The organism is Actinoplanes solisilvae, assembly GCF_003999975.1.
Lineage (GTDB): Bacteria > Actinomycetota > Actinomycetes > Mycobacteriales > Micromonosporaceae > Actinoplanes > Actinoplanes solisilvae.
In genome coordinates, this window is record NZ_RJAC01000039.1 from 23,529 (window position 1) to 49,360 (window position 25,832).

20 protein-coding genes and 8 pseudogenes are annotated in these 25,832 nt (G+C 67.7%); 15 read left to right on the plus strand and 13 right to left on the minus strand.

Translation table 11 applies throughout. From position 1 onward, the window contains the following. Positions 1-390 precede the first annotated feature (390 nt). A complete protein-coding gene (locus EER30_RS43885; RefSeq protein WP_127508341.1) occupies positions 391-1,077 on the plus strand; it encodes a hypothetical protein in 687 nt (228 codons plus the stop codon). 87 nt (positions 1,078-1,164) lie between these two features. Here the strand turns inward: EER30_RS43885 and EER30_RS43890 are convergent, their stop codons facing one another. From EER30_RS43890 to EER30_RS43925, 7 genes and pseudogenes are all read right to left on the minus strand, one after another. Beyond that, complete coding sequence (locus tag EER30_RS43890) at positions 1,165-1,449, minus strand: DUF3040 domain-containing protein (protein WP_164842739.1); 285 nt, start codon at positions 1,447-1,449, stop codon at positions 1,165-1,167. Positions 1,450-1,841: 392 nt separating this feature from the next. Further along, entirely contained in the window at positions 1,842-2,372 is a 531-nt protein-coding gene (locus EER30_RS43895; RefSeq protein WP_255437178.1) for an alpha/beta hydrolase, read from the minus strand. A 521-nt stretch (positions 2,373-2,893) separates the two neighbouring features. Beyond that, the gene (locus EER30_RS43900; RefSeq protein WP_127508348.1) at positions 2,894-3,328 is read right to left on the minus strand and encodes a PRC-barrel domain-containing protein; all 435 of its coding nucleotides are present in this window, start codon (positions 3,326-3,328) and stop codon (positions 2,894-2,896) included. Next, positions 3,319-3,897, minus strand: a complete 579-nt coding sequence (locus tag EER30_RS43905; protein WP_127508351.1) for a PRC-barrel domain-containing protein — start codon at positions 3,895-3,897, stop codon at positions 3,319-3,321. Before EER30_RS43905 ends, EER30_RS43900 begins: the two co-directional genes overlap by 10 nt. A gap of 1,052 nt (positions 3,898-4,949) precedes the next feature. Beyond that, a pseudogene (locus EER30_RS43915) lies at positions 4,950-5,236 on the minus strand (cation:proton antiporter); the annotation flags it as partial. Further along, entirely contained in the window at positions 5,235-5,651 is a 417-nt protein-coding gene (locus EER30_RS43920) for a MerR family transcriptional regulator (protein ID WP_240670704.1), read from the minus strand. The pseudogene EER30_RS43915 and the gene EER30_RS43920, both read right to left, overlap by 2 nt. Further along, positions 5,651-6,606: pseudogene (locus tag EER30_RS43925) on the minus strand (SulP family inorganic anion transporter). The gene EER30_RS43920 and the pseudogene EER30_RS43925 overlap by 1 nt, the downstream one beginning before the upstream one ends. Positions 6,607-6,944: 338 nt before the next feature. Here EER30_RS43925 and EER30_RS47755 point away from each other — a divergent pair. Continuing rightward, complete coding sequence (locus tag EER30_RS47755; protein ID WP_164842740.1) at positions 6,945-7,112, plus strand: hypothetical protein; 168 nt, start codon at positions 6,945-6,947, stop codon at positions 7,110-7,112. A gap of 98 nt (positions 7,113-7,210) precedes the next feature. Here EER30_RS47755 and EER30_RS43930 read toward each other — a convergent pair whose 3' ends face one another. Both EER30_RS43930 and EER30_RS50275 read right to left on the minus strand, forming a co-directional pair. Further along, on the minus strand, positions 7,211-7,780 hold the full coding sequence (locus EER30_RS43930) for a hypothetical protein (RefSeq protein ID WP_127508354.1): 570 nt from the start codon (positions 7,778-7,780) through the stop codon (positions 7,211-7,213). Positions 7,781-7,907: 127 nt separating this feature from the next. Continuing rightward, positions 7,908-8,129, minus strand: coding sequence for a hypothetical protein (locus tag EER30_RS50275; RefSeq protein WP_489884468.1), 222 nt, complete (start codon positions 8,127-8,129; stop codon positions 7,908-7,910). 893 nt (positions 8,130-9,022) lie between these two features. On the opposite strand from EER30_RS50275, the pseudogene EER30_RS49850 reads away from it, so the two are divergent. Further along, positions 9,023-9,322: pseudogene (locus EER30_RS49850) on the plus strand (DUF6855 family protein). 189 nt (positions 9,323-9,511) lie between these two features. On the opposite strand, the gene EER30_RS43940 reads toward EER30_RS49850, so the two are convergent. Beyond that, positions 9,512-9,928, minus strand: coding sequence for a PRC-barrel domain-containing protein (locus EER30_RS43940; protein WP_127508357.1), 417 nt, complete (start codon positions 9,926-9,928; stop codon positions 9,512-9,514). 787 nt (positions 9,929-10,715) lie between these two features. Here EER30_RS43940 and EER30_RS43945 point away from each other — a divergent pair. From EER30_RS43945 to EER30_RS43955, 4 genes and pseudogenes are all read left to right on the plus strand, one after another. Next, positions 10,716-11,213, plus strand: a pseudogene (locus EER30_RS43945) (TetR/AcrR family transcriptional regulator); the annotation flags it as partial. A 21-nt stretch (positions 11,214-11,234) separates the two neighbouring features. Continuing rightward, a pseudogene (locus EER30_RS49855) lies at positions 11,235-11,354 on the plus strand (TetR/AcrR family transcriptional regulator); the annotation flags it as partial. 104 nt (positions 11,355-11,458) lie between these two features. Next, complete coding sequence (locus EER30_RS43950) at positions 11,459-12,373, plus strand: ABC transporter ATP-binding protein (RefSeq protein WP_127508363.1); 915 nt, start codon at positions 11,459-11,461, stop codon at positions 12,371-12,373. Continuing rightward, positions 12,373-14,031, plus strand: a complete 1,659-nt coding sequence (locus EER30_RS43955; protein ID WP_127508402.1) for an ABC transporter permease — start codon at positions 12,373-12,375, stop codon at positions 14,029-14,031. The genes EER30_RS43950 and EER30_RS43955 overlap by 1 nt, the downstream gene beginning before the upstream one ends. A gap of 142 nt (positions 14,032-14,173) precedes the next feature. Here EER30_RS43955 and EER30_RS43960 read toward each other — a convergent pair whose 3' ends face one another. After that, entirely contained in the window at positions 14,174-14,842 is a 669-nt protein-coding gene (locus EER30_RS43960; protein WP_205650682.1) for a potassium channel family protein, read from the minus strand. Further along, on the minus strand, positions 14,835-16,004 hold the full coding sequence (locus EER30_RS43965) for a TrkH family potassium uptake protein (RefSeq protein ID WP_205650683.1): 1,170 nt from the start codon (positions 16,002-16,004) through the stop codon (positions 14,835-14,837). The genes EER30_RS43960 and EER30_RS43965 overlap by 8 nt, the downstream gene beginning before the upstream one ends. On the opposite strand from EER30_RS43965, the gene EER30_RS43970 reads away from it, so the two are divergent. From EER30_RS43970 to EER30_RS43990, 5 genes and pseudogenes are all read left to right on the plus strand, one after another. Then, positions 15,901-16,899, plus strand: a complete 999-nt coding sequence (locus tag EER30_RS43970; protein WP_205650684.1) for an SDR family NAD(P)-dependent oxidoreductase — start codon at positions 15,901-15,903, stop codon at positions 16,897-16,899. The two genes, EER30_RS43965 and EER30_RS43970, sit on opposite strands and share 104 nt — an antisense overlap. A gap of 435 nt (positions 16,900-17,334) precedes the next feature. Further along, positions 17,335-19,329 carry a serine hydrolase domain-containing protein gene (locus tag EER30_RS43975; protein WP_205650685.1) on the plus strand — a complete coding sequence of 665 codons (1,995 nt, stop codon included), beginning with the start codon at positions 17,335-17,337 and terminating at the stop codon, positions 19,327-19,329. A 74-nt stretch (positions 19,330-19,403) separates the two neighbouring features. Then, the gene (locus tag EER30_RS43980) at positions 19,404-20,744 is read left to right on the plus strand and encodes a sensor histidine kinase (RefSeq protein ID WP_127508375.1); all 1,341 of its coding nucleotides are present in this window, start codon (positions 19,404-19,406) and stop codon (positions 20,742-20,744) included. Between the two features lie 47 nt (positions 20,745-20,791). Continuing rightward, on the plus strand, positions 20,792-21,436 hold the full coding sequence (locus EER30_RS43985) for a response regulator (protein WP_127508378.1): 645 nt from the start codon (positions 20,792-20,794) through the stop codon (positions 21,434-21,436). A 94-nt stretch (positions 21,437-21,530) separates the two neighbouring features. Further along, positions 21,531-21,773 (plus strand): annotated as a pseudogene (locus EER30_RS43990) (macro domain-containing protein); the annotation flags it as partial. A gap of 32 nt (positions 21,774-21,805) precedes the next feature. Here the strand turns inward: EER30_RS43990 and EER30_RS49205 are convergent. Beyond that, positions 21,806-22,510, minus strand: a pseudogene (locus tag EER30_RS49205) (transposase); the annotation flags it as partial. A 4-nt stretch (positions 22,511-22,514) separates the two neighbouring features. Here EER30_RS49205 and EER30_RS48220 point away from each other — a divergent pair. The 3 genes and pseudogenes from EER30_RS48220 to EER30_RS44005 all read left to right on the plus strand — a co-directional run. Continuing rightward, positions 22,515-22,655, plus strand: a pseudogene (locus EER30_RS48220) (universal stress protein); the annotation flags it as partial. Positions 22,656-22,826: 171 nt separating this feature from the next. Continuing rightward, complete coding sequence (gene nhaA, locus EER30_RS44000; RefSeq protein ID WP_240670706.1) at positions 22,827-24,152, plus strand: Na+/H+ antiporter NhaA; 1,326 nt, start codon at positions 22,827-22,829, stop codon at positions 24,150-24,152. 321 nt (positions 24,153-24,473) lie between these two features. Further along, positions 24,474-25,763 (plus strand): glycoside hydrolase family 15 protein, encoded by a 1,290-nt coding sequence (locus EER30_RS44005; RefSeq protein ID WP_164842741.1) that lies wholly within the window; start codon positions 24,474-24,476, stop codon positions 25,761-25,763. Positions 25,764-25,832 lie beyond the last annotated feature (69 nt).

A 25,832-nucleotide genomic window follows, 5' to 3' on the forward strand; every position in this document is an offset into this window, starting at 1 on the left:
CGGTCCAGCGCCCCTTGTCCCCCGCGAGCGGGCCGCCGCCCTCGGTCGTGACGTCTCCCCGAGACCGAAGACGAAACCGCCGAGCTGCCGTAGCCGACAATCGCCGGCGGCTGCTTCGGCCATCAGCCCGTCGGGCCGGTTGCGGGCAGTTCAGCTGTTCGATGGGCCACGGGCTTCACGCGATGATGGCACTTCAAACGGCGACCGGATTAGGGCCTGTACACGTCGCACCAGCTCGTCCCGACCCGCGCGCTTTGCGGGCCCGCGCACCGCGGCCTCGCACCGTCCCCGGGCGGCATCGCGTCATCCGGAACGCTGACAGCCATGGCGGGAATCAAAGACGACGCAGAGCCATTAGTGATACATGACCTCGGGTGCGAGACTTGACCGGTGGTCCTGACTGACAACCTGGCCGCGACTACGGCGCAGACGCTGCCAGTGTTCGCCTTCGCGGCCTCCATCGAGCTCGCGTTGCATTCGCGGGTCGTGTCGACCCGGTTCAAGGAAATAGAAGAGCTCTCGACCCACTTCGTCGACCTCGCGGTGCAATCCTATGAGGAGCGGCGCCGAGCACACCGGGACGACGAAGCCGACCCACCGCGCATTCTTGCCGAGTTGCTCCGCGACGATCCGGCGCTCTCCGAGGCCGCTCATGTCAAGTTGCAGAAGGCCGTGAGTCCAGAACTGGCAAAAGCGATGGCCGCATCAAGCAGCGCACCCGGCATGTCGTACCTCTTCCTCCGCGTGATTCCGACTCTGGCCTACACCGCGGTCATGCTGCTGATTGTCGTAGCGGAGAGCGTCTCCGTCCTGCACTTGGCGGAGGTGGCCGTCCCCGAGTGGTCCGTGTCGGCCATCGTCTGGGCGATGATCTCGGCGATGATCCTGCTTGTAGCCCTCCCAGCCGTCACCGGCCCGCTCCTTTTCTTTCACCGGTTCTACTCATGGCCTCTCGCGGTGACACGCAGGGTCTTGGCCGAGCATCCAGAGTTGCGTGACGAGATCATGACCGGGATGGCCAAGTCCCGGTGGACCAGGCCCGGCCTTCGTCTCCTGCGCTGGTTCACCCGTACTTGAATCTTCCTGGCCGCCGCCGAATCACGGTGCCAAGCCGACGGTGCACGAGACGCAGTCCAATCGAGGTGTGGCATGCCAGGGACACGGTCAGCGTTCGGAACCCAAGCGGGTGCTTTCCCGATAGCTGAGGCGCACGGCGATCACGATGCCGGCCGCGACCGCCGGTACGGTGACGAGGACCCAGGTCCAAGGCGCCGCGACCATCAGCAGGTAGAGCCCGGCCCACGCGACAACCGCAACCCCGGCCAGCAGCACCCGGGTCGCAGTGCTGAGACGGCGAGCTTCGCGCGCGGCGTTGCCGAACGATGGCTCCTCGGCGATCAGACGAGTGACGATCCGGTCGAACTCCCGGTCCCGGCGCTCGGCCTCCACGGCGTCCTCCTGTGTCGGTACGACTGGTACCGCTCCACAAGTACCGGCCGGCGATGGCATTGCCCGCTCCCTCCGATGACAGTTTCATGACAGGGGACGCCGTCCGGGTTCGAGGATCGCCGCCCGATTCGCCGCCTCGAGCCACCGGATGCGGACAGAATCGGGCTTCGCCAGGTTTGCGCAGCGTTCGCTTCAGGGACGCTCGGGCAGGAATGCGTCGATGCAGGCGAGGAAGTCCGGCCATGCGGGCTCAGATGCCGCGAGCAGATGATTCCGGCTCTCCAGCAGCACCAGACGGCTGTCGGGGGATGAGCGCGGCCAGTTCGCTCGCCTGCGACCCCGGGACCCTGGCGTCGTCGCGGGAGTGGATGATCAGCGTCGGGCATTGCACCCTATGCGCGACGTCGGACACGTCGATCTCGGCGAACTCCGGCGAGGATCAACCGGCTGACCCGCTCAGGCCGGCGAACGGCATAAGCAATCGCCACGGCACCACCCTGGGACACACCGAGGTGCGTCATCCAATTGGCGGCCTTGAGCAGCGGCTCGCCCGATCCGACGGTGGCGTAGGTGATCCGGGTCGCGTCGGCTGCATTGGAGAACCGGATGGCCTGGCTCTCCCGGACCGCAGCCGGCTCGGGGACACCCGATTCGCCGGCGTGCCCAGCAACGACTGTCCCCACGAACTGGTAACCGCGTCGATGCGCAGTGCGGATCATGCGCTGGCTGGCACCGCTGTCGCCGACGGCCAAGCGGGCAGTTCGCAACGCGGTGGTGAGCGCGCCCTCGCTGACGAACCGGTCGCCCCACACCAAGTCGAGCAGCTCGTTCTTGGGCACCACACGATCGCGGTGCTCGACGAGATGACACAACAGGTCCAGTGCCCTCGGCTCGACGTGGACCGCTACGCCCGAACACCGCAGGACATGACGGAAACCTCGACCACCTCTCCCGGTACGGGTTCGAGAGCCCGAAGGTCTCGACGATCCGGATGGCCGCCGCGAGCGACTTTGCCGATCCTGGTACGACCGGACTGAGCCCGGTCGGGACGCATCTGCTCAACCGGCTCCTCGGCAGGGTGGTCGGGGCATGCCACACCTCACCGGAAGTCGCCCGGCAGGCGATGCTTGTCCGGCATCTGCTCGCCGGGCCCACGACGTTACTGCGCCCAGATCTCGTCTTGCGGATCCTTCTGGCCGTACGACGGCCGAAAAAGCGATCCGCCGACTCCGGGAACAGTCAAGCGGCGGCAGGCCGGTCACGATCAGAGCCCCCTGCCGGCTGAGCCGCGCCGGTGGCCACGTCAGTCTCTGCCGCTGGGCCGTCGGCCGGATCGTCGCCGCCGCTGTCGTGATCCTGAACATCGAACCCGGCCGGACAACCGACAACGATCCGGTACGTAACGTCATCGGCAGTTGCCCGGAAAGGCTCAGAAACTACCCGCTCAGGCATGTCGGCGTACAACCACGCCGTAGGACCCGCAACCGATCAGGTCGGCGTCGCCGATTCTGCCGTCTTCTGTGTGAAGGGCGGTGACGGCTCCGTCTTGCTCGTCGAAGGCCACATCGATGACCAGGCCGAGGTCGCTACCGGTATCGGTCAGGAGCCGCTTACCGACGAACTCATGCTTCGTGCCCAGAATTTCCGCGGTTCGGTCCACCGCTTCGCCGACGGCGTCGGGGGAGGCCACCATGACCGCATCAGCTCCGATGCCGGAGACGTCGGCCCAGCGCAGCGTGTCGCCGGACGGAGCACCTTTCACCCGCAGAGCGACGACGATCCCCTGCCGTGGGTCGATCACCACGCCGGCCACCCGGCCGACCGTCACCGCTGTCCCGGCCGCCATCACGCGTCGCCCGTCGATCTCGGTCAGGCGCATGATCGCTCTCCCTCAGGCACGGAACGCACCGACCGTACGGCAGCCGTGAATTCCGCCAGATCGTCCACGACCAGACCGGCCACGCTTTCGGGGACCACCAAAGCTTCGCCCGAGGCTGCTACCTTGCCGGGCAGCGGCAGCAGCACGCTCCGCCCGGCTGGAGGTATCGCCTCACTCGTGACGAGTCGGTACCCGACCACATCGGCTGACGCCCCGATATCCAGAACCACATCGTCCACTGTGCCCAGCGCCGTCCCGCCTTCGGTGAGGACCGTGCCACCGATGAGATTGTGATCGCGCAGTTCCGTGCGTTCAGCCAGCTCGTCCCGATCGGTGAACACATCCTCGTCGCGGATCATGACCGCGTCCGGCCCCACGGCATGTACGCCCGCCCACGGCAGTGCCCGGCGTAGCGGGCCGGCCAGTAAACCTCGGCCGGCCAGGGTGAATCCGGTGACTCGTCCGTCGGCCACCGTGTATACGACATCCTTCACCTGGCCGATCTCGTCCCCGGCCAGGGTGACGACCGGCCTGCCCACCAATGCGGTGGCCTGCATCAGGGCGCTCATCTCGATCGTCCCTTCGGCTCGTTGCCGAGTTGGTGCACGACCACGCCACCGCGCCGCCGCAGTCGCTGGATGGCCGGTATCAGACCGGCCGCAAGAACCGCAATCGCCATTGTCACAAAGATCCACACCCACCAGTCCATGACATCCCTCCTCGAAATCCGTCAGCGTGCACCACAACGCCTTCCCTCGACACCCAGCCACGAAACCGATAAAGCGCGGTGTCACGGAATTGTCAAGGAATCGTCACCCGCTCGTAGAACAGTGAGCGAAGACATTTTAACCGCGCGATTCTGATGCCGACCGTGGGTGGATCAATGATTATTTTCTGCAATTGATCACCCGTGGGTGGTGTATGTGATGCCGTGCGTGGTGACGTTCGCACCGTCAGACGGCCAACTGCCCCAAGGAGGCGAAACAGTAGCAAATTCTCCCATCGGACGCTGGCGCGCTGCTCGGCACAAAGCCGCGGTGGGCGCAGCCCACCCTACGCCGGTAGGCCGGCGCACGGCGCCGCAGATCTGGGAAGAGATGCCCCGGATGGCTCAGGAGCTCAAGACCGCCGGGAAGACCCACCAGATCTTGACCATGGGCGCCCAGCGCGGAAAACTCGATCGCACTCTTCAACACGGTGGTCGAGAGCGCTGGCGGCAGCATTCTCAGCGAGGACGCCCAACCATTCTACGAGAATTGACCTTCGACAACTACCGAACGATATTTGCTACCGATAAATTCGTACGAGCACTCATCAACTCGATCGATATCGCGTTGATCGCCACGTTCGTTGCGGCCATCGACGGCATGCTCGCCGCGTACGCGATCTCCCAGCTGAATTTCCCCGGCAAACGGGCCTTGGTCGGAGTGTCGTTGCTGATTGCGACGTTCCCGCAGGTTCCCCATTTCGCCGCTGGTCGACATGGACGGCGCCACCCCAGGGCGAGGCGTTCCGCATAGTGATCGCCCCGCGGGTTAGGAGCGTCAGAGTCGACGGGCTCGGACAGCCGGCTCGCAATCGCGGGTCCGCGAGATCTGCGACCGCTACGACGTCCTGGCCAGAGAGCCGCGAGTTCGAACAGCTCGGCGATGTTCTCGCCGAAGTGCTCGAAGGCGGTCCGCTGCCGTGGGCCGAAGGTGGCCACCGTGATCCCCGCCGAGAACGCGGCCAGGACCAGGTTCGCGTGCGTGACCTGTGCGACCGCGAGCACGAGCAGCCCGATCGCCAAGCCGTTGAGCGGCTCGTAGGCCAACGACGCGGAGAAGAAGCGACTCCGCTCGAGCAAGATCGCGACGACGGGTTCAACGCGCCCACGACGACGCCGAGCGGCGCCTCCGGCCCGAGTTCAGTGGTTGTGCTGGTCCATCTGTTCCTGAATCTGGTGGGCGATAACCTCGGCCATGTCGATTTGCTCACGCAGCGCCTGGACGCGGGTCTGGGCGGCGGCATGGAACACGGCGAGCTGGTCGACCAGATGGATTCTGTCGTCGCCGTCGGCCACGGCCACGCCGTCGAGGGTTTGCAGTAGGTGGCGCATCTCCTCGAGGGTGAAGCCGAGCGGCTTCATACGTTTGATGACGCGGAGCCGGTCGAGGTCGGGTTCGGTGTAGAGCCGGAATCCGCCCTCGCTGCGGGCCGACGGGATGACCAGGCCGGTCTCCTCGTAGTGGCGGATGGTGCGGATGCTCAGTCCCACCCGTTCGGCGGCCTCGCCGATCTGCATGTGCCCCGCGGTCGTCGCGTCAGTGTGCCCGGTGTCCATCAGTGCGCCGCCCCCAACTCGCCGGACAGGTTCTCGTGGAACCTGGTGCTGGCCTCGTTCAGTCCGATGATCTGCGCGTGCTTGCCGCGGGCTTCGTACTTGGTGGTGATCGCATCGAGGGCGGCGACCGAGGAGGCGTCCCACACATGGGCCGCGCTCATGTCGATGACGATGCGGTCGGGGTCGCCGGCGTAGTCGAACTGGTAGACCAGGTCGTTGCTGGAGGCGAAGAACAACTCACCGTGCACCCGGTAGATGCGGGTGCCGCCCTCGAGGTCCAGGACGCTGGTGACGGTGGCGAAGTGCGCCACCCGCCGGGCGAAGACGACCGTCGCGGTGATGACGCCGAGGACGACGCCGATGGCCAGGTTGTGGGTGGCCAAGGTACCGGCGACGGTGACAACCATGACGATGATCTCCCCGGCGGGCATCCGTTTGAGGGTGGCCGGGGTGATGCTGTGCCAGTCGAACGTCCCGACCGACACGATGATCATCACGGCGACCAGGGCAGCCATCGGGATCAGCGCGACCACGTCGCCGAGCGCTACGACGAGGACGAGCAGGAATACCCCGGCGAGGAACGTGGACAGCCGGGTGCGGGCGCGACCGCCAGGATCACCTGGAACAGCCCGCCCACGATCACTGCGGCGACCAGGTAGCCGAGCCCGTGCTCCTTCACGAGCGGGGCCACGACCAGGGCGATCGCGCCGGTGGCGGCGGAGATCATCGCCGGGCGGCCGCCGGTGAAGGCGATCGTGACGGCCATCGTGAACGACGCGAACAGGCCGACCTTCGGGTCCACCCCGGCGAGAATCGAGAACGAGATCGCCTCGGGGATCAGTGCCAGTGCCACGACCAGACCGGCCAAGACTTCGGTGCGCAGCACCTTCGGCGACGACAGCCATGCGGGACGGCTCATGCGCGACGGGCGGACCGCCGACAGCAGCGACGACATGGAACTCATTTCGGCTCGATGCGTGCGGCGCTGAGCCGCACACGGCGCAACCCGCGATGGTTGAGCTGCTGGGACTGTTACGGACGCCGGAGCCTTATGCGACGGCTGTGGCCGGCGGTGGGCGTCATCGCCCACAACGTTGACGGCCGGCGAGCGGCGCCGGTGGCGCGTCTCGACGACAATCAGAACCCTACTCTCCGGTGAGGGGAGGGTTGTTCAGCCGCGAGCGTGGCGATGATCACCATAACCGTCGGTGAACAGCAGTCGCGTCGCGCTGCCCATGCCAGCCCCGGGCCTCAAGCAACCGCGCGGCGTTCGCACTGGGCTGCAATGCGCGGGTGCGTGGCCGTCGGCTTGAGGTGCTCGTGCAGGACCAGGTGCTCATTCCGCTCGAGGACGTGGAGTCGGAGCGGGTGCGCATGGCTGCCGGTGCCGTCACGACAGTGCCCGCCGACCGCTTGATGTCGTCGCCCGCGCTGCTCGTGACATCGCCGACGGTGGCCTGACACACCCTCCCCGTCTTGCCACAGTGGAAGCTGGAGGTGGCAGATGTGGCGCGGTGCAGTGACGGTTCGATGACAACGGTTGCTGGCCCCGTCCTCTCTCACAGGTAGATCGTGATCGCCGCAAGAAGCGTGGCCACGGCCAGGTCGGCAGGCCAGGAGAGCATCACTGCCCGGACGAACCGGTTATAGCGGGTCCATCGATCGCGCAGGAGGTAGCCGGCGGTGAGGGCCTTCAGCAGATGCCCACAGCTGAGATAGAACACTACGAAGACCAGTAAGAACAACGCGTCGATCGAGTCGAGAAAAGCCTGCTTCGGTGGTCCGCCCGTGAGCACGTCGATGATGATCGACAAGGGCACCGCCGCCGTGAGCAGCACGGCCAATACGGTGCCCCACATCATCGACCAGCTGAGATGCCGGATCACGAGGGCGTCGCCGTCGGCGGGACGGTCGGTGAGGTCAGAGACTAGTTGTCCGCGGCGTTGTTCGGGTGTGCGTCCTTCGACGTCCAGAATTCGGCAGACCGCGGTCAGCAGTAACCGTACCGGCCGCCGAAAGAGCCCCCGCGCCCACAGCGGCGGGCCGAGTGCAACTCTTCTACGCACGGTCACTCTCCCGCCCAGCCGACCATCGGTAAGCACGGTGCTTCCTCGCCGCAGCAACGTCATTGTGACCTCGTGACGGTCGCACGTCATCTCCCGTGAACCCTGAACTGATCGACGTCGACTACCTGCGGGATCGCTACGCGCACACCCGCCGGCGAACCCGCTCCTAACTCCGGCGGCGAACACGCTCCTAACTGATGTCACGGCGCCGAAAGCCGGCGTAACCCGTTGCGACCAGTAGAGCCGCCAGCACGGCGAGAGTCACCAGCGGCGTCCGGGCGAGCTCGTCGAGCGGCACGCGGGGCGTGTGGCCGAACGGGGCGGCTGACCGCTCCGTCGGCCGGGTAAGTCGCCGACATCTCGGAGGGACCCGGATCATCGATTTGTGAGCCAGAGGGGGAGCTGGGCTCATGTGACGACAACAGTCATCGCCCACGGATCGCGAAATGCTCCGGTTCTCCCGTGGAGACCTCGACAACCTTGGCCACGACTCCTGGACGGACGCTTGCCGACCGGTGTCCGGAGGCCGTCTGATGTCGTTTATCGCGCCGTCCTGTCGCTGTGCTGTCGCCGCTCGCAGACGCGTCCCGGGTTGTCACAGAACTGTGGGCGTACCGCAGGCGGGTGCGCTGAGGAAACGAGCCATGCTCAACATCGGCGGAAGGAGATCTGATGCGTGTTTCTTCGACGCAGCTGGTGATTTTGGGTCTGACGATCAGTGCGACGGGACTGGTATTGCCATCAGCAATGCTCGTCGTTCTCGGTGCCGCGATACTGACCGCGTCGGTCATCACCGCCGCGTCAGCCGCAGTCGGCTCGATCTCGTCGTGGAGACGGCACCATCAACCACTTCCCCTTCGGGACGGGTCAGGAATCGCCGGGCCGCGGCGAGACGTCCCAGATCGATGACCCAGTCTATCGCCTCGTCGGCGCTGATAGCCGGTCCACCGACGGGCTACAACACGGCCTTGGAACGTTGATCACGCCGTCGAACGGCCCACCCGGAAGCCAACGCCACCGGGCCTGGCGACCGCCTTGAAGAAGTTGGTCGGCTCGATCCGACCGCCCACGGCGGCCGGTAGGCATCGTTGATTCGACCAGTTGTGCGGTGTGGCGGCCCGTTCGAGGGCCGTGCCGTCGTTTCGTCCCGCGGCGGCTGAACGCCGTCTACGGTGGTGGGGTTGTCCGTGGCACAGGAGGCGAGCATGGCGACAGGCACCCAGGACGACCCGTGGGTGTTTCGGACGTCGCCGACTCGTCGGAATACACAATGTACCGTGACGAGGACGCCGCCCGCCCACGCTCGTGTGCCAGGTCGGCTCGACCAAGCTGACATACCGACTGCGCGCGATCGACGATCTGATTACGTGGCTACGACAATAGAGCGACTGGGTTCCGCTGGGCGCCGCCGACGAGAACAAGGTGGCGGCGGACGGCACGGTGGAGGCGTGGGGCCGTTCGCCGGACAACCCGGTCGGCGGCTGGTACGGCCTGCGCAACGGCTACCTGGGCCGGTCCGGTATGTACCTGCCTCCGCTGCTGGAGGAACTCGGCCTGGCCGAAGTGACTCACGACGCTCGTAACAACCGCATGCGGGCCCGCTGACGGTCCACGGCACGATCCATCGGCTCGGCTTCGCCAGCTTGGTCGTTTGGTTAATACGGGGACTGTCACGCTTCCGTCGCAGGGCCCACCGACCGCGGACCCCGAGATCCTCAACCCCACCGGCGCGGCCGGACGCCGGGCATCGAAGCGCCCCGCCATCCTCGGGACCGTTCGCACAGGCGCACCGGCTCAGGTGAAGAATCGTTCGGTGCGCGTGGGGGAATCCGGCCTTCGGGGAGACGTCGCCCCGTAGTACTCGTACAACCCTGCCATCTGCTGGTCGCCGTCGATCAGCTCAGGATCATAGGTGGGAGCGCCGGCGACCTGCACCCGCGATCGGTCGACGGCGACCAGGTCCTCGGTCACGTCGGCCACGAACTCCGCCGGGATGTACAAGGGCGTGCCCCCGATGCCGAAAAGCCCGCCGTCCTTCACCCGGATCATCCGCACCCTGCCCTGCTCCGGCTCGATCAGTAGATCGTCGATCTCACCGATCTCGTCGCCGTCACGGTCGACGAGCTTACGTCCGCGAATGTCCTGGCCAGGGTCGGCGAGCCGGTGGCTGCTGTCGCTCAATCGCACCATGCTTGCGGCTGCCTCGTCCATCACGCACCTCCTGCTCGGCCGGCGACCGCGATCACCGGCGACATGACTGCCCCACCCACGTTAAGAAACGCGTACAGCAGCTACCCGACGACTGTTCGTCACTTCGATGACAGCTCAGCAGGTCGACTCCGTTTCGCGGAGCGAGTCCGAACGCCCACGGCCACCAAAAGCGGCTGGAACTCTGGCCTACTCGACGTGTGCTGCAGGCAGCGGGCCGCGAGCAGGGCTGGATCACCGGCAGCGCGACTTGGCACAGGTCTACGACCAGGAGACCGCCTGCGACGACGGGCTGATTCCGCGCGAACAATGGTAGGCGAACCCCGACACGAAAGTCGTCTGCACCCTCCTAAAAATGCGCAGATTTGGAGCTGAACAATCGCCAGTACGGCAATTCTGCGGCGTGCTGAGCCTACGCCTTTATCAGCCCTTTCAATTCCGAAAGACGTTCGGCCGGGTTGACCCACGCGATCTAGCCCGGCCTGCCGGCCGACTCCATCGCAAATCGGCTCTGCACCATCCTGAGCGACCTACGACGCCACCAGCAACCCGCTCGACGGCGACCCCGGTCTGCTGTTCGCCCTTCCATCGACCGGTGCGGTCCCGCAGGTCACCCGCTTGGTTGGCCAGTGAGTTCCCCCGCTTTCGTGGAGCTTCTGATCTTTCCGTAACAAGGAGGCATCGTCGGGCGCGTTGCGGGGCCTTGCGGACGCGTTGAACGGGTGTTTAATCTGTGTTCGTGACGTCAGAGGGCGTGGAGGGGAGATCTCGGGGTGGCGAGTCGGCCACCGTGAGACGCATCCGTGACGCCGCCATCGCCCGCTTCGCCCGGGACGGCTTCGGGGTTGGGCTGCGTGCCATCGCTGTCGACGCGGGGGTGACCGCGGGCCTGGTGGTGCACCACTTCGGCTCCAAGGATGGGCTGCGCCGGGCCTGCGACGACCAGATGCTGGCGACCGTGCGCGCGGAGAAGACGAAGGCGCTGACCGACGGCACCGGCACGATGCTGCTGGCCCAGATGGCCATGGTCGAGCGGTACGCGCCGATGGTGCAGTACCTGCTGCGAAGCATGCAGTCCGGCGGGGACCTGGCTGCGAAGCTGACCGAGCAGATGACCGCCGACGCCGAGGAATACCTGGCCGCGGGTGAGGCGGCCGGCGTCGTCCGGCCCGGCCGCGACCGGGCGGCCCGCGCCCGGTACCTGTCCTACCAGAACACCGGCAGCATGCTTCTGTGGTTCACCCTGCACGGCGCGAACGCCGAACCCGAGGAGTTCCCGCAGCTGTTCCGCCAGTACGTCGAAGACCTGGCACTGCCGGCGCTTGAGCTGTTCACCGAAGGGCTGCTGGTCGACCGGTCGATGCTCGACGAATACCTGATGTACGTCCCGGATCCGCCGGCCGGCGACGCAGATAACCCTGCGCGCTAGCCATCACGCCCCGGCGTGATCCTTTCCTCGCGTGAGTTCCACCGCGATAGACGACATCAGACCCCAGCCTTGGCTGGGCCTTACCTCGAATGAGGTCTACGGCGATGAATGCTGCAATCGACATCCACCACATCGAGAAGTCCTTCGGCCGCGTCAAGGCGCTCGACGGGCTCGACCTGAGCGTCGAGCCGGGCACCGTGCACGGCTTCCTTGGCCCCAACGGCGCCGGCAAGTCCACCACTATCCGCATCCTGCTCGGGCTGCTGCGCGCCGACGCAGGCCAGGCCCGGCTGTTCGGCGGCGACCCGTGGGCAGACGCGGTCGCCCTGCACCGCCGTCTCGCCTACGTACCCGGCGACGTGGTGCTGTGGCCCAACCTCACCGGCGGTGAGGCAATCGACCTGTTCACCCGGCTACGCGGCGGCGCCGACCCGGCCCGCCGCGACGAGCTGTGCCAGCGCTTCGACCTCGACCCAAGCAAGAAGGGTCGCACTTATTCCAAGGGCAATCGGCAGAAGGTTGCCCTGATCGCCGCGCTGGCCGCGGACGTGGAACTGCTCCTGCTCGACGAGCCCACGGCCGGGTTGGACCCGCTGATGGAGGCGGTGTTCCAGGAATGCATCCGAGAGGCCAAGGAGTCCGGCCGCACCGTGCTGCTGTCCAGCCACGTCCTCGCTCAGGTCGAGGTGCTGGCCGACCGAATCTCCATCATCAGGCAGGGACGGATCGTCGAAACCGGCTCGCTGACCGACCTGCGCCACCTCACCCGTACCACGGTCGACGCGGTCACCGACCGGCCCGCGGACACCCTCGCCGGCCTGCCCGGGGTGCACGGCCTGGAGGCCGCGGACGGCCATGTCAGGTTCGAGGTCGACGGCGACCACCTCGCCGCTGTCGTCCGCCGGCTGGGTGACCTCGACGTGCACGCGTTGACGGTCCGGCCGCCGACGCTGGAACAGCTGCTGCTGCGCCACTACGGCGACCAGGCGGTCCACAGTGGCGCGACGGTGGCGGCGTGATGACCACGACGGCGCTGAGCCGGCCGACCACGACGCCGCGCCCTCGGGGGGCGACTCTGGCCGGGACCGGCACCCTGCTGCGGTTCATGCTGCGCCGCGACCGGTTCCGCCTGCCCGCCTGGACGCTGGGCCTGGCTCTGTTGATGACCTACTTCGCCACCGCGCTGGACAGCATGGTGAGCAGCCCATCCGATCTGGAAGGGCTGACCGCCTTCACCGGCAGCCCGGCCGGGGCCTTGTTCGGCGGTCCCGGTTTCGGCTTCGACGACCTGACCGTCGAACGGTTCCTGGCCGGACAGTACGGCCTGTACGTGGCGATCGGCGCGGGTCTGATGGGCCTTCTCACCGTGGTGCGGCACACCCGGGCCGAGGAGCGTTCCGGCCGCGCCGAACTGGTCCGCGCGAACGCGGTCGGGCGACACGCCCAGCTCACCGCCGCGCTGATCCTCACCGTTGTGATGTCGGTGGTCATCGCGGTGCTGATCGGCGCGGTGATGGCCGACCGAGGTTACGACACCGCTGGGTCGCTGCTGTTCGGCGCGTCGGTCGGCGCGGTCGGCCTGGCCTTCGCCGGCATCGCGGCGGTGACCGTCCAGCTCTCGGAGTATCCCCGTGCCGCCTCAGGCACAGCCGGCGCTCTGCTCGGCGCCGCCTTCGTCCTACGTGGCCTGGGTGACATGGCCGCCGTGCAAGGCAGCGGCCCGTCCTGGCTGTCCTGGCTGTCGCCGATCGGCTGGTCGCAGCAGACCGCGCCGTACGTCCTCGACCGGTGGTGGCCGCTGGCCCTCTCGCTGGCATTCGCGGCGGCGGCCACCGCAGTTGCGTACACGCTGTCCGGGCGCCGTGACCTCGGCGCCGGCCTGTTGCCACCGCGTCCGGGACCGCCTCGGGCCGCCGCCTGGCTGGCTGGACCGTTCACCCTGGCCCTGCGGCTGCACCGCGCGAATCTGATCGGCTGGAGCGCCGCCCTGATCGCCGCCGGGCTGGCCTACGGCTCGTTCACCCAGCCACTGATCGACGGCTTCGCCGACGCCCCCGACGACATGGTCGCGGTCATGGGGGGCCGGGACAACATGCTGGCCGGCTACCTCGGCGTCATGGCGTTGACCATGGCCCTGGCGGTCGCGGTATACGCGGTACTCGCTGCCCACCTACTGCGCACCGAGGAAACCGACGGGCGCACCGAACCCGTGCTGGCCACCGGGGTGAGCCGCCCCGCCTGGCTGGGCGGTCACGTCGCCGTGGTAGCCGCCGGAGTGCCCTGGCTACTGCTGGTCGCCGGCCTCGGCATGGGCATCGGAACCGCCGCGAGCACCGGCGACGCCGGCCTCGCCGGTGACGTGCTGCTCGGTCATCTGGCCTTCACCCCGGCGGTCTGGCTCGTCCTGAGCGCCGCTGCCCTGCTGTACGCGGCAGTTCCCCGATGGTTGCCGGTGATCTGGGTGGCGCCCGCCTGGGGGCTGGTCGCCGGATACTTCGCCCCGGTCCTAGACCTACCCGGCAGCCTCGTGCGGCTGTCCCCGTTCGAACACATCGGACGATACCCGTTGGAAAGGATCAGCGTGGTCGCGATCCTCGTGCTCACCCTCCTGACCGGCGTTCTGACCTGGACCGCTGTGACGGTGTTCCAGCGACGCGACGTGACCGGCGGCTCCTGAACCCGGGCGGCCCACAGCCGCGGTCCCGGACCCGACGAACACATCACGGCCACCCGAGAACAGAGCGGGCGGGGGCGTCCGACCCGCCCGCTCCGGCCCGACGCGGTCCCGGTGGCCGTGCCGGCGCCGTTGCCGGGAACCCTCAACTCAGGTTGGCGAAGGCCTCGACCTGGCGGGTCTTGCCGGCGACGATGAGGATGTCGCCGGCGTAGACGGTGGTGTCGGCGGTGGCGTAGGTGAAGTCCTCACCGGGTCGTTTGATCGACACGACGGTGATGCCGTACTTCGTGCGGAGAGCAGCGTCGGCGAGGGTCCGGTCGAAGGTCTCGTCCGGGGCGCGGGTCTTGACGATGGCGTAGTCGTCCTCGAACTCGATGAAGTTCAGGATGTGGCCGGTCACCAGGTGTGCCACCCTTTCTCCCATCTCGTGTTCGGGCAGCACGACATGGTGCGCGCCGACGCGTTCAAGGATGCGGGCATGTTGGCGGTTGACGGCCTTGGCCCAGATGTTCGGCACGCCGAAGTCGGCCAGCAGCGAGGCGGTGAGAACACTGGCTTCCAGGTCTGTACCGATGCCGACGACGGCGTGGGCCATCTCGTGCACACCGAGCTGGCGCAGGGCCTGCTCGTCGGTGGTGTTGGCGACGGCGGCGTGGGAGAGGCGGTCGGCGTAGGACTGCATCACCGAGGCGTCGGCGTCGATACCGACGACTTCCCAACCCTGGTGCACCAGCTCAAGGGCCAGTGAGCTGCCGAACCGGCCGAGGCCGAGCACCACGATGCGGTTACTGTCAGCGGGTTTTCTAGCCAACGATGGGTCGCTCCTCGGGTCGTTCGTAGCGGCGGGTCCGTTCCCGCAGCGCCAGCGCGGTGACTGAGGCGATCGGGCCGAGCCGGCCGATGAACATCAGCACACTCAGAATGACATGGCCCGCGGTCCCCACGTCGGCGGTGATACCGGTCGACAGTCCGACGGTACCGAAGGCTGAGGTGACCTCGAACAGCACCTGATCCAGTTTCAGCGGGGTAAGGGCCAGCAGGGCGAGGGTCGATGAGGCGACGGCGGCCACACCGAGCAGGGCGATCGTCAACGCCTGCCGCTGCACCCCGGCGGGCAGCCGCCGACCGAGGGCGTGCACGCTCGGCTCACCGCGGATCTCGGCCAGCATGACGAAGCCGAGCAGCGCGAAGGTGGTGACCTTGATACCGCCGGCGGTGCCCCCGCCGATGAACATCAGCACGTTGTGGATCAGCAAGGTGACGTCGTTCATCTGTCCCACGTCCAAGCTGTTGAACCCCGCGGTACGCGGCATCACCGCCGCGACGAACCCCGCCAGCAACTTCCCGCCCAAGCTCAGCGGGCCCATCGTGTCGGGGTTGGCCCACTCGGCGGCGCTGATCGCCACCCAACCGGCCCCCAATAGCATCACCGTCATCCCGACGGTGATCTTGGTGTGCAGCGACCACCTCCGGGGTGTGCGCAGCTCCCGACGCAGCTCGAACAGCACCGGAAACCCGAGCCCGCCGATAATCACCGCAGCGGAGATGGGCAGGCAGATCAACGGGTCGGTGGTGAACCGCATCAGGCTGTCCGGGAACAGGCCGAAACCGGCGTTGTTGAACGCAGACACCGCATGGAACACCCCGAGATAGGTCGCCCGCCCCCAGCCGTAGCCGTAACCGTCGGCGAACCGCCACGTCAACAGCACCGCCACGACCAACTCGACCAGCACACTGATCCGCAAGACACCGAGGACCACCCGGCGCACGTCACCGACGCCCATCGTCTTGGTCTCGGCCTGCGCGCTCAGCTGCAACCGCATCCTCAGCCGGCGGGCCACCAACAGGCCCAGCAACGACGCCAGGGTCATGATCCCGAACCCGCCGACCTGGATCAGTCCCAAGATCATCGCCTCACCGAACCCCGACCAGTGCGTGCCGGTGTCCTCGATCACCAAGCCGGTCACGCACACGACTCGGGGGTTCGGCCGTGTCGCCGTCGAGCGCATCCTCGAAGGCGATCGTGAGGCGCACCTCGTGCTCCTAGCCCGTGGCGCCGCGGGAACCGAGCTCGCCGCTCATCTCGGCCAAGGCGGACGCGCCGTGACATCAATCCCGACGGACCTGTTGTCACTGGGCAGCGTCCGTGCGGCGGCTGACGAGCTGATCCAACGGCTCGATACGGGAGATCTGCCACCGCTGCGTGGATTCGTCGGCAACGCCGGCCCGCTCTACACGAACAACGTCACGGAGAGCCCGGACGGGTTCGAGGCGACATTCGCCGTCAACGTCCTCGCCAATCACGTCCTTCTCCGCCTTCTGCAGGACCGATTTAAGGCGCCGTCACGGATCGTTCTCACCGTCAGCGACGCTCACTTCGGCGACTTTCGCCACAACGCGGGAATGATGCCCGCGCCGTCATGGCAAGACCCGGCCAGCCTGGCCCGCATCCGCGCGTTCCCGAAGCCGAACACCGTCACAGCGGGAGGGACCGCATACTCCACCAGCAAGCTCGCCGCGATCTACCTCATCCACGAGTACGCACGACGTTTGCCACAGGGCGTCGACATTGTCGCCTACAACCCCGGTTTAGTGCCCGGCACCGGCCTGAGCCGCGAAGCAGGCGCAGCCGTCCGGTTCGTGGGGCGACGGATCATGCCGCTGATGACGTTGACCCCGATAGCCTCGAGCCAGAAGAACGCCGGCCAATACCTCGCCGACGTCGCGCTCGGACGCATCCCGGCACCTTCCGGTTCCTACATCGACCGCACACGAGAAGTCTCCTCGTCCAAGGAGTCCTACGACCTCGATCGTGAACGACAGCTCTGGGAAACGGTAGAGGACCTGAGCCTCTCAATCGCATCCTGACATCCTGACCGCCCACGCGATCCTTTCGATGTGCGTGCATCCAATCATGGCGATATCCGATTCCCTTACCATCGTTCTGCCGCTGGAATCATCGGGGATCGTAACGTTGCAAGGTCGGCCAACCAGCATGCCGCGCGTAAGGCGCGGCCAACGGATAGCAGTCGTGGCCGTGCCGGTCGGCGCAGCCAGATCATGGCGGCCGAGTAGCCGGAGGGAGTCCCACCCTCCGGCCCTCACAGATCCTGCGGGGCCGGTCTGCGGGGCCGGTCCGGTTTGATCGCTGGTTGAGCCTCCTACTTAGGTCGTAAGTCGAGTGTGGTCCTGCGTCAGATGGCGCGGCGGTGCCGCTGCAGCAGGCTCTCGGGTATGAACCAGAACGATGCACCAGAGCAGACCGCTTCCCGGCGGCCGTACCCGTCCCGGCCAGCATTCCGCGTGCGGCGTCTCGGTGCCGCCCTGGCAACCGCGGTCGTCGTCGGGGCGGGCGTCGCCGGCTGCGGTGCCGGTGCCTCGCAGGAGCCGGCCCCGACGAGCGACGCAACGGCGGCAGCCGTCGAACCGGGCGTGCTGAACGCCAGCGACGTGAACGCCTGGCTCGACGAGATGCTCCCGGCCGCGCTGGAAGCCAATGACATCGCCGGGGCAACCGTCGCCGTCGTCAACGACGGTGGGACCGTCACCACCCGGGGGTACGGCCACGTCGACACCGGTGGCGAGGGCGCCGAGCCTGTGCCGGTCGACCCCGAGCGGCACCTGTTCCGGATCGGGTCGGTGTCGAAGCTCGCCACCGCCACCGCCGCGATGCAGCTCGTCCAGGAAGGCAAGGTCGACCTCGACGCCGACATCGCCGGCTACCTCGACTTCGCCATCCCCCGCAACTTCGACGAGCCGATCACCCTGCGGCACCTGCTGACCCACACCGCCGGGTTCGAGGAGCGGATCGCCGGCCTCATCGGCAAGGAAGGCACCAAGACCGTCCTACGCGACGCTCTGGTCACCGATCCGCCGGAGCAGATCTACCGGCCGGGCACCGTGCCGGCCTACTCCAACTACGGCAACGCGCTCGCCGGATACATCGTCGAACGGGTCAGCGGCATCCCGTTCGAGGAGTACGTCGACCGTAACGTCTTCGACCGCCTCGGCATGACGTCGTCCTCCTTCGCCCAGCCGCTCCCCGCCGACCTGGCAGGCCGCGTCTCGAACGGATACGACAACGCGTCGTCCCCCGCCGGGTACTTCGAGATCATCGGCACCCCGCCCGCCGGGTCGATGAGCGCCTCGGCCCCGGACATGGCCCGCTTCATGCTCGCCCATTTGGGCGAACCCGTCGGCGACACCCCGATACTGGACAAGCCGACGCTCGACCTGATGCACCAGCCAGCGCTCGACGCCACCACGCTCGGCACGCTCGCCGGTGCACCCCGGATGACCCTCGGGTTCTTCGACGAGAGCCGCAACGGCCGGCGGATCATCGGCCACGGCGGCGACACCCCCTACTTCCACACCCACCTGCAGATCTACCCGGAAGAGGGCGCCGGCCTGTTCATCTCGCTCAACAGCACTGGCACGTCTTCCCTGGCCAACCACCAGCTTCGACAGAAACTGACGAAAGCCTTTGCCGACCGCTACTTCCCGGCGGCGCCCGGCGCGAAGGCGAACAACGAGCTGGCCGCCCCGACCACCGACGCCTCGGGCACCGCCGAGCGCGCCGCGATGGCCGCCGGCACCTACGAAAGCTCCCGCGCGATCGAGAGCAACTTCCTGACCCTGATCGGCCTGTCCGGGCGTACCACGGTGAGCGTCCGCGATGACAGCCGGCTACTGCTCGAACCGCGTCCGATGGCCGATACCGCCGCCGTCTACGAAGAGATCGAGCCCTGGGTCTGGCGCGAGGTCGGCGGGCAGGAAACAATTGCGATGCGAGCGGTCGACGGCCAGGTCGAAGCGATCGTTTTCGACTCCGCGTTCGCCCTGGTGCCCGTCGAGACCGCACGCAGCACCTACCTGGCCATCCCGGTGATCATCGGTTCGGTGGTCATCCTCCTGCTCACCGTCCTGGCCTGGCCGATCGGGGCGATCGGTCGCCGGCTGCGGCGACGGGCACCGCGTGATCGGGCTGGACGCACCGCGCGCATCCTCAGCCGTGTCGCAGTCGGCTGCGCCCTGCTCGCGGTCGGCGGTTGGGTGGGAAGCCTGGTGCTCATCATGGGCCTGGAGGATCTCTCCACCGTCTCGATGCGAAGCGTGCAGGTGGCCCAGCTGATCGGCCTGCTCGGGGTGATCCCCGCAGCGGTCCGGCTGCTGGACGACGTCCGCCGGCGGGTCGGCTGGTCGCGGACCGCCGGCAGCGCCCTGGTCCTGCTGGCCCTCGCCGGTACGGGATGGTTCGCCGTCGAGTTCATGCTGCTCTCGCCGAACATCTCCTACTGACGGTTTCGACCGATCCCCTCCCGACCCGGCCCCTCACGATCCGTCTCGATCTACGAGCAGAGGATGCTGACACGGTGAACGAACACATCGAGGGCGGCCCGGTCACCGCCGAGCCAACCGAGCCGGCGGACCAGCCCCGGCTGACGAAGCGGGTGGACGTACTGCTCGCCAACCTCGGGGTGACCGGGCAGTTCGCCCGGGACTGTCTGCTCGCGGCCGTCGTCGCCGGGCCGACGTTCACATTGATGGCGGCTCTGTTCTGGGGCGCGACGTCACCGGACGACATCGTGGTCGACCCGGTGCGGGCCTGGCTGCTCGTCGCCCTCGGGGTCGGGCAGGCGCTGCTGCTCTGCCTGCGCCGGGTCCGCCCGCTGCTCTGCCTCGCCGGCGTCGTCGGCCTTCAGGTCGCCATGATCACCCTGTCCCCACCAGAGGTGACGATCCGGGCATTCGCACCGTTCATCGTCGCGTACACCATCGGGGTTCTGCTGCCGGCCCGGACGGCGTTCGTGCTGGTCGGCGCGGCGGTCGCGATCGAGGCGACAGCGGCGCTCGGCACCGCCGCCGTCACGACGCCGGACCTTATGCTGTCGGCTGTCGGCCCCGCCGGGTCGAGCGCACTGTCCCATCTCGCTGCGCTCCTCGTCGGCAACTACGTGGCGACCCGCCGACGCTACACGCAGCTGCTACGCCTGCAGGCCGCCGAGGCGGTCCGCGCCCAGCAGGCGAAGGTGCAGGCCGCGCTCGGTGCTGAACGCAGCCAGATGGCTCGGGAACTGCACGACGTCGCCGCCCACCACCTGTCCGGCATGGTGGTGCAGGCGGCGGCGGTCCAGCTGCTGATCGACCGGGACCCGGACGCGGCGAAGGCCGGCGTGGCCTGGCTCCGGGCCCAGGGTAAAGAAACCCTGGACAACCTGCGGCTGGTGGTCGGGGTGCTACGCGGCACCCCGGCCCACGGCAGCGCGGGCGGCGACACACCCGGCCCCGACGGCGAAGGAAGCGTTCCGGTGCCAGGCTTGGCCGTGCTCGACGACCTGGTCCGGACCGCTCGGGACCTGGGCACACCGGTCGCGTTCGTCGGCGAAGGGCCGCCGCGGCCGATGCCGCCGATCGCCGACGTCGCTCTCTATCGGATGGTCCAGGAGTCGCTGTCCAACGCACGGCAGCACGCGCCGGGCGCCCCGGTCCTGATCACACTGCGGTACCTGCCGCGAGAGGTGTCGCTGACGGTGGTGAACGATCCGCCAGCGCAGCGCACAGAGCCGGCGGCGCGCGCCAGCAGCGGAGTCGGAATGATCGGCATGCGAGAACGGGCGCAGTTGATCGGCGCACGTTTCGCGGCCGGGCCGACGACCGAAGGCGGCTGGTCCGTCACAGCGACGCTAACATCAAAGGGAAGTGACCCGTCATGACCGGTTCTGGGACTGGGGCCGAGACTCGCGCCAGGACGATCCGAGTGATGCTGGTCGACGACCAGGCGGTGGTGCGGGCCGGTTTCCGGGTGCTCCTGGCGCAGGCGGACGACATCGAGGTGGTGGCGGAGGCGTCCAGCGGATCGTCCGCAGTGGCCGTGGCTGCCCGGCTGCGCCCCGACGTCATCTGTATGGATGTCCGGATGCCCGGCGGCGACGGGCTCACCGCGACCCACGAGATCCTCGCCGGTGCGCCCGAGTCGCCGCCAGCCATCCTGGTGGTGACCACGTTCGACCTCGACGAGTACGTCTTCGGCGCACTCGAATCCGGGGCCAACGGCTTCATCCTCAAGGACTGCGAGCCGGAGGACCTGATCGACGCCATCCGTCGGCTGGCAAACGGGTACGGTCTCGTCGACCAGGCCGTGACCCGCCGGGTGATCTCGGAGTTCGCCCGTCGGCGACCGTCAGCACCACCCGAGTCCGCGGCGGCGCACCAGCTCACCCCGCGCGAAGCCGAGATCGTACGGTTGCTCGCCAAAGGTCTGTCCAACAACGAGATCGCCGACGAACTCTTTATCGAGACCAGCACGGTCAAGTCACACCTCGGGCGGGCGATGACCAAGATCGGCGTACGGGACCGGGTGCAGACCGTGGTGTGGGCGTACCAGAACGGGTTGGCCCCGAGCTGACAGTCGGTCGAGGACGGAGAGGGTGACGCCGACGTGCAGGTAGAACTTGCGGATCGCGTCCCGCAACTCCCGGGCGACCCGCGCGGTCGTCGGCGTCCTGGCCTCCCGCTACCGACGCAGCCCGCAACTCGCCGACGGACCCGGCGCCCAGACCGTCGCCTTCCCCGCGATCGCCACCGGCGTGTACGGCTTCCCTCACGACCAGGCCGCCCGGATCGCCGTGGCAACGCTCAAGGCCACACCAACAGCGGTTCAACAGGTACGACTCGTCGCATTCGACGAGGACATCCGGGAACGCCCGCAAGCCTCAGCGCTCGACAGTGCGTCGCTCTCGTAGCGGTAGCTGTCAAGATTTTCGAGGCAGGTTGATCAGAAATTCTTTGAGTGGATCTGCTGGTCTCGGTTTGGTTGGTTGATCCAGGCCGTGGTGGGCAGGGCGGCGGGTTCGGGGTGTTTGCGGACGAAGCGTTCGGGGTTGCGCTGGTAGGCGGCGGTCAGGACCTCGGCGCGGACGGCGTTGACGGCGTCGGTGTGTCCGTGGTGGACGTCGTGCGGGGTGTGCCAGGCGATCCCGGAGTGCCGGTGTTCGGTGTTGTACCAGGTGAAGAAGCTGCGGCAGAACGTTCGGGCCTGCTCGATGGTGTCGAAGCGGTCCGGGAAGTCAGGCCGGTACTTCAGCGTTTTGAAATGCGCTTCGCTGTACGGGTTGTCGTTGCTGGTCCGTGGCCGGGAGTGGCTCTTGGTGACGCCGAGGTCGGCGAGCAGGAAAGCCACGGGTTTGGAGGCCATCGAGGTGCCGTTGTCGGCGTGGATGGTCAGCGTGTTGCGGTCGATGTTGTGTTTGGTGATCGTGTCGGCGAGCAGTTTCTCGGCGAGGATGCTGCTCTCGCGGTCCGCCAGCAGCCAGCCGACGACGTACCGCGAGTAGATGTCGATGATCACGTACAGGTGGAAGTACGACCATTTCGCCGGGCCGGCCAGCTTGGTGATGTCCCAGGACCAGACGCGGTTCGCCGCTGTGGCGACCAGTTCCGGCTTGGCCCGCGGCGGGTGGGTGGCCTGCCGGCGCCGTTCCGGAGCCGCGCTGGCTGTCGTGGGCTCGCGGGGCCGCGGCCCGCTCGCGGGTCTGCTGCTCGGTTCGACCAGCCAAGCATTGGTGCACACGTCGAACTGCCCCGTTGCCGTCGTCCGGGAGACCGACGAAGAGACAACTGCCTGAGCGACATCCGCGCAATCGTGACAGCGGCACGGTTTCGTCGGGTCGACACGAGCAGCCACGCGAGCCGGGTCAGCGAACGTCCCGGGCCGGGACCCGCTGATCACCGGTGCCTGGCACAGGACGGGTACTTCACAACGAACACGACGAATCTTTCCGGAAGAAAGGCACACGGTGACCGATCACCTTGACGAGGAGAGGGTGCCGCAGCGGCGTCTGTTCCGGCTGTCGTCATGGCGCGAGGCCAAGTTCCTCGCGCAGGCGTTGCGGATGGAGACGGTCGGTGGCGCGCTGTTACTGCTCGGCGCGGTGATAGCCCTGATCTGGGCGAACACCCCGTGGGCGGCCAGCTACGAGCAGGTCCGACGGTTCGTACCGTGGCCCGGTGGTGAAGGGCTGCACCTGGATCTGGACCTGGCGCATTGGGCCGGCGACGGGTTGCTGGCGATCTTCTTCTTCGTCGTGGGTCTGGAACTCAAACGCGAGTTCGTCGCCGGGGATCTTCGCAATCCCCGACAGGCCGCGCTGCCGATCGTCGCGGCGATCGGCGGGATGGCCGTACCCGCGCTGATCTTCGTCCTGTTCAACGTGGGCGACAGTGCCGCGTTGCGGGGCTGGGCGGCGCCGACGGCCACCGACATCGCGTTCGCGCTGGCGGTGCTCGCGGTGATCGGCTCGCATCTCCCGTTGGGGTTGCGGGCGTTCCTGCTGACACTGGCGGTGGTGGACGACCTGTTCGCGATCACCATCATCGCGGTCTTCTACACCGACGACTTCAGCCTGCTACTACTGCTCGCCTCGCTGTTGCCGGTCGTGGTGTTCGCACTGCTGCTACGGCGCGGCAAGACGTGGTGGTGGGCCCTCATCCCGCTGGCCGTCACGGCGTGGGCGCTCATGCACGCCTCCGGGGTGCACGCCACCATCGCCGGGGTGCTGCTCGGGTTCACCGTTCCGGTGCTGGCTCGCAACGGCACCGGGCGCGGTATGGCCGAGCACCTTGAGCATCTGTGGCGGCCGGTATCCGCCGGGGTCGCCGTTCCGGTGTTCGCGTTCTTCGCCGCCGGGGTGTCGCTGCGTGGCACCGATCTGGGCGCGATCGCCACCGATCCGATCGTGCTGGGCATTGTCGCCGGTCTGGTGTTGGGCAAGGTGATCGGCATCCTCGGTTCGTCGTATCTGATGGCCAGGTTCACCCGGGCGGAACTCGACGACGAACTGACCTGGACCGACCTGCTGGGCGTCTCGCTGCTGGCCGGGATCGGGTTCACCGTCAGCCTTCTCATCGGTGAACTCGCCTACGGCACCGGCACCGACCGTGATGCCGCCGCGAAGGTCGCCGTGGTCGCCGGGTCGGTCATCGCCGCCACGCTCGCCGCGCTGGTGCTCAGCCGCCGCAACAAGGTCTACCGGCGCCTGCACGAACGTTCCCGCCGCGACCGCGACGGTGACGGGATCCCCGACGTCTACCAACCGGCACCCGAGGGGGCGCCGGGAAACTGACGACCCAAGCCGTACGGACGCTGTGCGCCCTGAACCGAGGAGCTGAGACACCTTGTCCATCGCGACGAACCGCCCCCACCGGTCCTGCAACCCGGACCGGACCTGTTCGACGCCGATGGCCGTCCGGCAACCCGGACAAGGAACACCGGTCCGTACCGCCGGACCAGGTCTTCCCCCACGGAACCGGCGCCGGACGGAGACCAGTTCGAAAGGCCCGTCGGCCGCACCGCGGAGGGCGACTGACCTCGACGGCCGTGCGCCGCACCCCCACCGCTAACGGGATCACAGCGATGCCGGTGGCCGACATCCATGGAGGAAGACATGACCCTCGCCCCCGGCATCAGCCCTTTCACCCGCCGACCCAGGACAGTCGACGGGTATCCCCGCATCGAGGACCACGCGCTGATCGGTGACGGGGCGACGGCGGCGCTGGTCGGTATGGACGGCACCATCCGATGGCTGTGTCTGCCCCGCTTCGACGGCCCGGCCCTGTTCGCGTCATTGCTGGACACGGGCCGGGGCGGCGCGTGGACGTTGCAGCCGAACGGTCTCCGGGAGGTCCGGCAGCACTACCTTGCCGACACCGCGGTGGTGGTCACCGAGTTGCGGTGTGACGCCGGCACGGTGCGGGTCACCGATGTCATGGTGACCCGCGAAGACTTGGGCACCGGTAGCCCGAGTGGAACCGGGGAACTGGCCCGGCTGGTCACGGTCCTTGACGGTGAGGTCGACCTGCGTGTCCACCTCACCGGCCGGGGCGGCCTGGCACCGGCCGCCGGTCTGGACGAGATCACCCTTGGGTGGCCCGACGCTTTCATCCCGGTCCGATTGACCAGCACCAGCCGGATCGGCGGGCTTGACCGGCTCGACGGGTCAGTGCGGTTACGAGCGGGTGACCGGCTGGGTTTGGTGCTGCGGTGGGCCGACGGGCCGACGATCCTGCGCACGGTCGACGACGTGGCCGCGGCCATCGACGCCACCGCCGCCGCCTGGCGGACCTGGGCCGCGAGCATCACCTACACCGGGCCGTACGAGGACTTGGTCCGGCGGAGCGCCATCACGCTCAAGTTGTGCGACCACCACGCTAGCGGCGCCGTCGTCGCCGCCCCGACGTCGTCGCTTCCGGAGGCCATCGACGGTGAACGCAACTGGGATTATCGGTTCACCTGGGTGCGCGATGCCGCTTACACCGTGTACGCGCTGCGCCGCATTGGGCTGGCCGACGAGAGCGAGGGATTCCTCACCTGGGTGTTGAACGCCTGCCTACGTGATGGCCGGCCGCACGTCCTGTACACCCTCGACGGCACCCCGCCGTCGAAGGAACGTATCGACCCCGACCTGGAGGGTTATCGCGGATCCGCTCCGGTCCGCTGGGGCAACGCCGCCGCCGATCAGGTCCAGCACGACGTGTACGGGGAGATCCTGGACTGCGCCTGGCAGTGGGTACGCGGCGGCGGCGCGGTCGACGACCAGCGGTGGGGCGAACTGGTCGCGCTGGCGACCGGGGCGCAGGACAATTGGCGTACGCCGGACCATGGCATCTGGGAGATCCGGGACGCGGTGTTTCGCCCCGGGTTTGATGGAGACATCGAAACCTGGGAGAAGATTTAGCTATGCCGGCACCGAAGAAGTACCCCGATGAGCTGCGTGAGCGTGCGACCCGGTTGGCGGTCGAGGCCC